This window comes from Flavobacterium sp. ARAG 55.4 (genome assembly GCF_051846875.1).
Lineage (GTDB): Bacteria > Bacteroidota > Bacteroidia > Flavobacteriales > Flavobacteriaceae > Flavobacterium > Flavobacterium plantiphilum.
Window position 1 is genome coordinate 97,535 of the sequence record NZ_JBPYCT010000015.1, and the last position, 6,219, is coordinate 103,753.

Sequence of the window (6,219 nt, forward strand, 5' to 3'; positions counted from 1 at the left end):
CCGAATTTAATCAAGGGAGCTTATAGCCATACTCCAAGGTTATAATTTAATTTTTTTAACCTAAAGAATAAAAAGTTAGAGGTTAGAAGTTAGGAATTATGAGTTTTTAAAACTCTTAACGAATAACTTTTAACGATTAACAATTATATAATTCTTAATTGTTGTTTGATGCTTTTCATATCTGTAGAGTGAACTAGCGCTGAGTGAGTCAAAGCTAATTTACGTTTTTTAGATTTTTTAGTCAGAATGTGACTTTTAAAAGCGTGTTTTCTTTTAATCTTTCCAGAGCCAGTAACTTTAAAACGTTTCTTAGCGCTAGATTTGGTTTTCATTTTAGGCATTTTTTCCTAGTGTTTTAATTTATTCTTACTTACTTATTTGTTTTTGACTGACTAAGGATTTAAGAAACAGAGTTGCTGAGTTTTTATCAGTCACTCAGCAGCTCAGGTACTTAGTGTCTTATTTTTTCTTCTTAGGAGCAATGAACATAATCATTCTCTTTCCTTCAAGAACAGGCATTGCTTCTACTTTACCAAATTCTTCTAAATCGGTAGCTAATCTTAATAATAAGATTTGACCCTGATCTTTATAAATAATAGACCGTCCTTTAAAGAATACGAATGCTTTTAATTTAGCGCCTTCTTTTAAGAATTTTTCAGCATTCTTTCTTTTAAATTCATAATCATGCTCATCAGTCTGAGGACCAAAACGAATTTCCTTAACAGTTACCTGTGTAGATTTGGCTTTCAGAATTTTGTCACGCTTTTTTTGTTCGTAAACAAATTTCTTGTAATCCATAATTTTACATACCGGAGGATCCGCATTAGGAGAAATCTCGACTAAATCTAATTCGAATTCATCGGCTAATCTTAAAGCTTCTGAAAGTTTAAAAACTCCCGGCTCTATGTTTTCTCCTACAAGACGTACTTCTTGCAGACCACGAATGTTATTATTGATTCTATGGGCATCTTTTTTTTCTACGCGAGGTTGATAACCTCTGTTACTTCTTATTGCTATGACTTTAAAATTTAAGTTAAACTGTAAATACTTTTAATGTTTTATTTATTTCTTCGTTTACAATCGAAACAAATTCGTCAATTGTAACGGTAATATTTCCTTTTCCTTCCTGACCATGACGACGGATTGAAATGCTTCCATTTTTCTCTTCTTCTTCGCCTACAATCAGCATAAATGGGATTTTTTGCATTTCAGCATCCCTAATTTTCTTACCAATTGTTTCGTTTCGGTTGTCAATTAGCCCGCGAATTTCGTGATTTTCTAGCAAATCTAAAACTTTTTTAGCATAAATTTCATATTTCTCGCTCAAAGACAAGATAATAACCTGTTCAGGCATTAGCCAAAGAGGGAAATTTCCTGCTGTGTGTTCTAATAAAATGGCTATAAAACGTTCCATTGATCCAAAAGGAGCTCTGTGAATCATTACCGGGCGGTGCAATTCGTTATCTGATCCTTTGTAGGTTAGGTCAAAACGCTCTGGAAGATTGTAATCAACCTGAATGGTTCCTAATTGCCATTGTCTTCCTAGTGCATCTTTTACCATGAAATCTAATTTTGGACCATAGAATGCTGCTTCTCCGTATTCGACTACGGTATTTAATCCTTTGTCTCTTGCAGCATTGATGATTGCATTTTCAGCTTTCTCCCAGTTTTCATCAGTACCAATATATTTTTCTCTGTTCTCCTGATCTCTTAATGAGATTTGAGCAGTAAAATCTTCAAAACCTAATGAACCAAAAACGTAAAGTACAAGATCGATTACTTTTTTAAATTCTTCATCTAATTGCTCCGGAGTACAAAAAATATGTGCATCATCCTGAGTAAATCCTCTTACACGAGTCAAACCATGTAATTCGCCGGATTGTTCGTATCTATAGACAGTACCAAACTCAGCATAGCGTTTTGGTAAATCTTTATAAGACCACGGTCTTACATTGTAAATCTCACAATGATGAGGGCAGTTCATTGGTTTTAATAAAAACTCTTCTCCTTCAGCCGGAGTATTTATAGGTTGAAAACTGTCTGCACCATATTTCGCATAGTGGCCAGAGGTGACATATAATTCTTTTTGTCCTATATGTGGAGTAACAACTTGTTCATATCCTGCTTTTTTTTGTGCTCTTTTTAGAAATTGCTCTAATCTGTCTCTTAATGCTGCTCCTTTTGGCAACCATAAAGGTAAACCTTGGCCTACTTTTTGAGAAAAAGCAAACAACTCTAATTCTTTACCTAATTTTCTGTGGTCACGACGCTTTGCTTCTTCTAGTAAAGCTAAATATTCAGTAAGTTCTTTTTGTTTTGGAAAAGAAGTACCGTATACTCGTGTCAATTGCTTGTTTTTCTCATCACCACGCCAGTAAGCGCCTGCAACACTCATTACTTTCATTGCTTTGATAATTCCTGTATTTGGGATGTGTCCTCCACGACATAAGTCAGTAAAAGTATCATGGTCGCAAAAAGTAATTGTTCCGTCTTCCAGATTCGAAATTAATTCTGTTTTATAAACATTGTCTTTGTATAATTCTAGAGCTTCTGCTTTAGTAACAGGGCGTAATTTGAATTCATGCTTTCCTCTTGAGATTTCAAGGACTCTGTCTTCAATTTTCTTAAAATCAGCTTCGGTAATTTTTTGATCTTCAAAATCTACATCATAATAGAATCCGTTTGCAATCGCAGGACCAAGTGTTAATTTGATACCTGGATACATCTCTTCTAGTACTTGTGCCATTACGTGCGAAGTAGAGTGCCAGAAAGCTTTTTTTCCTTCCTGGTCGTTCCATGTGTATAATGTAAGACTGCCGTCCGTAGTCAAAGGTGTAACGGTTTCAATAGTTGTACCATTGAAAGAAGCAGAAATTACATTTCTGGCAAATCCTTCGCTAATGTTTTTAGCAACATCCATCGGAGTTACGCCTGGCGCATACTCTCTAACTGACCCATCGGGTAAAGTAATCTTAATCATTCTTTAAATTTTATGGACTGCAAATATAAATGATTTGCAGTAACTTCAATAATAGCTTTTGTATAATTTTCACTAAGAAAATAATGGTTTTTTAAAATAAAATAGAGCGTATGGTAATTGTGTAGAGTTTTTCAAGTAATTTGATTATTTTTGAAAAATAACTAAGTTTAATAAAATCTTTACGTATTATAACCCCCATTTTTAATGATAAACTCTCATAGTTCAACTGTATCTCAAGTCTCTTTTGTAGATAGACTTAGATTGTCTACTTCTGCTCTCCACAAACAATTAGAATCGCTGTCTTTGTCTCAGCTAATTGTTTCTCCGGAAATTACTGTTCAAAAATATGCTGAATACTTACAGATCATGGAACCTGTAGTAAGGGATATTGAATTAAAGGTGTACCCTGTGATTTCAAATTTAATTTCTGATATTAATAGGAGGAAGAAATTGAGTTTAATACGCGAGGATTTAAAAGTGCTGGGTTTTTCGATAACAAATATTAGTACAGAATTTGATGCTGATTTTGAAATTCCGTTTGCATTGGGAATTATGTACGTATTAGAAGGGTCTTCTCTTGGAGGCAGAGTTATATTGAAAAATATTGAAAATCAACTGGGGTTTACTGCTGAATGTGGTGCTCAGTACTTTGCCGGTTATAAAGAAAATACAGGATCTTTGTGGAAAAGTTTTGTTTCGGAAATGGTTCAGTATGAACAGAAACAGGGCTGTGGGGATGTAATCATTGAAGGTGCTAATTTTGCCTTTAGGTTAATTTTTGAGTATTTAGAAACCGGTAATAAATGAAAATAAGGGATATTGTAAATAGGGATATTGTTAATCTGATTAATTGTGAAAATGAACCAATCCATATTCCGGGAAGTATTCAGCCTCATGGTTTTTTAATTGGTTTGACAAAAGAATTTAAAATTATTTTTTGCAGTGAAAATCTTTCGGATTATCTGTCTTTTAAATATACAGAAGTTTTAGGGAAAAGTTTTAAGGATGTTTTTGGTGTAGAAAACTTTAATGCAATTAATGATTCTGCTTTAGAAGCAAATGTTCTTCAGTTGAAGATGAAACTGGAAAATAAGAGTTTTCAGTGTTTTTTTCATCAAAGCGATGATTGTTACATTTTCGAGGCAGAGCCTTGTGGTGTTAAAACAGATTCTGTTACAGATGTTTATAATCAGACACTTCAGTTTATAAATTATTTGAATACTACACAATCACTCAAAAGTCTCTGTGAGATGGTTGCTCGTGAAACGCGTTCGTTGACAGGTTATGATCGTGTAATGGTTTATCGTTTTGATAAAGAATATAATGGTGAAGTCTTTGCTGAAAGCTGTCGTGATGATTTGGAGCCGTTTTTAGGTTTGCATTATCCGCATACTGATATTCCTGTCCAGGCAAGAGAGTTGTATATGCGCAATGTGTTAAGGTTGATCATGGATATGGATTATACACCTGTGCCTATATATGCTATAGATGATGGTAGTGGCAGGAATTTAGATTTGAGTTTGTCTATATTGAGAAGTACTTCGCCGATACATGTCGAGTATTTGAAAAATATGGGAGTTGGTGCAACATTGACTATATCATTAATACATCAGGGGAAATTGTGGGGATTGATAGCCTGTCATCATTATTCCTCAAAAAACCTTACTCCAGAAATAAGATTGGCTGCTCAGCTTCAGGGGCAGTTTATTACCTCTCAAATTGATGTGAGGCAGTCAAACGAAGAATATGAAGTTTCCAGAAAAACTAATAATGCTCTGGAAAAAGTTACCGGTCTTGATTTGCCTCCTATTATGGAGTCGTTCAAAATTATTAGTGTTAGTCCTGAATTGCTTAAACTTTGCAATGCTTCGGGTGTGTCATTGTATATAAATGGAGAGGTTTATAAAAATGGAATAACGCCGCCTGTAAGTGTGATTCCATCTTTGTCTGATTGGCTTTTTGAGCATTCTAATGATAGTAATTTTGCTACAGATAAAATTATTGATTTTATTCCAACAATGAAATCGGTATGGGATAGGGTTTCTGGCGTTGTTTATTATTCTTTAGGTAAAAATAATTCTATTATTTGGTATCGAACCGAAACTGTAATCGAGGTAAATTGGGCTGGAGATCCGAATAAAGCAATTATTAAGGATGCAAATGGATTGCATCCCAGAAATTCTTTTGCGAAATGGAAGCAAATCAGTAAAAATAGAAGCACTCCGTGGTTGTATCCGGAACTGAATGTTGCGGCAAAATATGCGCACACTTTACAGAAGCAGATTAATCTTATCTTGTTGAGTGATGAAGAGATGAAATATCGTAAGCTGAGTGAGAAATTGAAAGAGAGTAATGAGGAGCTGCAGAATATAAATTGGATTAGTACACATGATCTTCAGGAGCCTTTGCGTAAAATACAGGTTATTTCCTCTATGGTTTTGTTTAAAGAAAAAGACAATATGAGTGAAAATATGATTGATTCATTATATAGAATGAATAAGTCAGCAATGCGTATGCAAAATTTGTTAGCAGATATTCTTAAATATACTCGGATTAAAAACTCGGATAAGGCATTTGAGTTGGTAGATATGAATAGGATTCTGGAAGAGATCCTTTTTGATTTAAAAGATAATATAGTAGATGCAGATGCGGAAATTGTTGTTTCTGACTTACCTCATGTATATGCAGTACCTTTTCTGATGAAGCAACTTGTTTCAAATATTCTGTTGAATTCTCTTAAGTATTCTTCTCCGGATAGGAAGCCACTTATAAGTGTTTCTGTCGAAAAAGGGGTTAGGGATTTGAATTATGGGGATTCGACATATTTTAAGTTTGTTTTTAAGGATAACGGAATAGGTTTTCATCAGGAATATGCTGAAAATATATTTAATATATTTACCAGATTGCATAGCCAGAACGAATATATGGGTTCAGGAGTAGGATTGGCATTGTGTAGAAAGATTATTCAGGCTCATAATGGTTATATAACGGCAAAAAGTTCTCTAGGCAACGGAGCTGTATTCGTGGTTTATTTGCCATATAAGAGAGATGCTGAGGTAGATTAGTCTGATTTGATAATAAATTAGTTTTAAATCATCTGTTTTTCAGTATGTTAAAAAATAAACAAAAAATAGTTTAAAAAAAACCTTGTTTAAACGAATAAAGTAACTACTTTTGCACCCGCAACAACGCAGACGTTCATATAAAGACTGGCAAGAAAAACGAATTTAAATCAAACG

General features: G+C 34.0%; 5 protein-coding genes. 2 read left to right on the forward strand and 3 right to left on the reverse strand.

Features of this window, described 5'->3' with window-relative positions; all coding sequences use genetic code 11:
- Window positions 1-143: 143 nt before the first annotated feature.
- The 3 genes from rpmI to thrS form a co-directional block, all read right to left on the reverse strand.
- Window positions 144-341, reverse strand: a complete 198-nt coding sequence (gene rpmI, locus ACSV4D_RS15955) for a 50S ribosomal protein L35 (RefSeq protein ID WP_007810722.1) — start codon at window positions 339-341, stop codon at window positions 144-146.
- A gap of 118 nt (window positions 342-459) precedes the next feature.
- Window positions 460-1,017, reverse strand: coding sequence for a translation initiation factor IF-3 (gene infC, locus ACSV4D_RS15960; RefSeq protein WP_373862918.1), 558 nt, complete (start codon window positions 1,015-1,017; stop codon window positions 460-462).
- Window positions 1,018-1,033: 16 nt separating this feature from the next.
- Complete coding sequence (gene thrS / locus ACSV4D_RS15965) at window positions 1,034-2,980, reverse strand: threonine--tRNA ligase (RefSeq protein ID WP_439229046.1); 1,947 nt, start codon at window positions 2,978-2,980, stop codon at window positions 1,034-1,036.
- A gap of 204 nt (window positions 2,981-3,184) precedes the next feature.
- On the opposite strand from thrS, the gene ACSV4D_RS15970 reads away from it, so the two are divergent.
- Window positions 3,185-3,787, forward strand: a complete 603-nt coding sequence (locus ACSV4D_RS15970; protein ID WP_439229047.1) for a biliverdin-producing heme oxygenase — start codon at window positions 3,185-3,187, stop codon at window positions 3,785-3,787.
- A complete protein-coding gene (locus tag ACSV4D_RS15975; protein ID WP_439229048.1) occupies window positions 3,784-6,045 on the forward strand; it encodes an ATP-binding protein in 2,262 nt (753 codons plus the stop codon). Before ACSV4D_RS15970 ends, ACSV4D_RS15975 begins: the two co-directional genes overlap by 4 nt.
- The last annotated feature ends 174 nt before the right edge of the window (window positions 6,046-6,219 follow it).

Bases quoted from the DNA above. Each gene is read 5' to 3' on its own strand.
- rpmI (WP_007810722.1), bottom strand. From the start codon at position 341: ATGCCTAAAATGAAAACCAAATCTAGCGCTAAGAAACGTTTTAAAGTT.
- thrS (WP_439229046.1), bottom strand. From the start codon at position 2,980: ATGATTAAGATTACTTTACCCGATGGGTCAGTTAGAGAGTATGCGCCA.
- ACSV4D_RS15970 (WP_439229047.1), top strand. From the start codon at position 3,185: ATGATAAACTCTCATAGTTCAACTGTATCTCAAGTCTCTTTTGTAGAT.
- ACSV4D_RS15975 (WP_439229048.1), top strand. From the start codon at position 3,784: ATGAAAATAAGGGATATTGTAAATAGGGATATTGTTAATCTGATTAAT.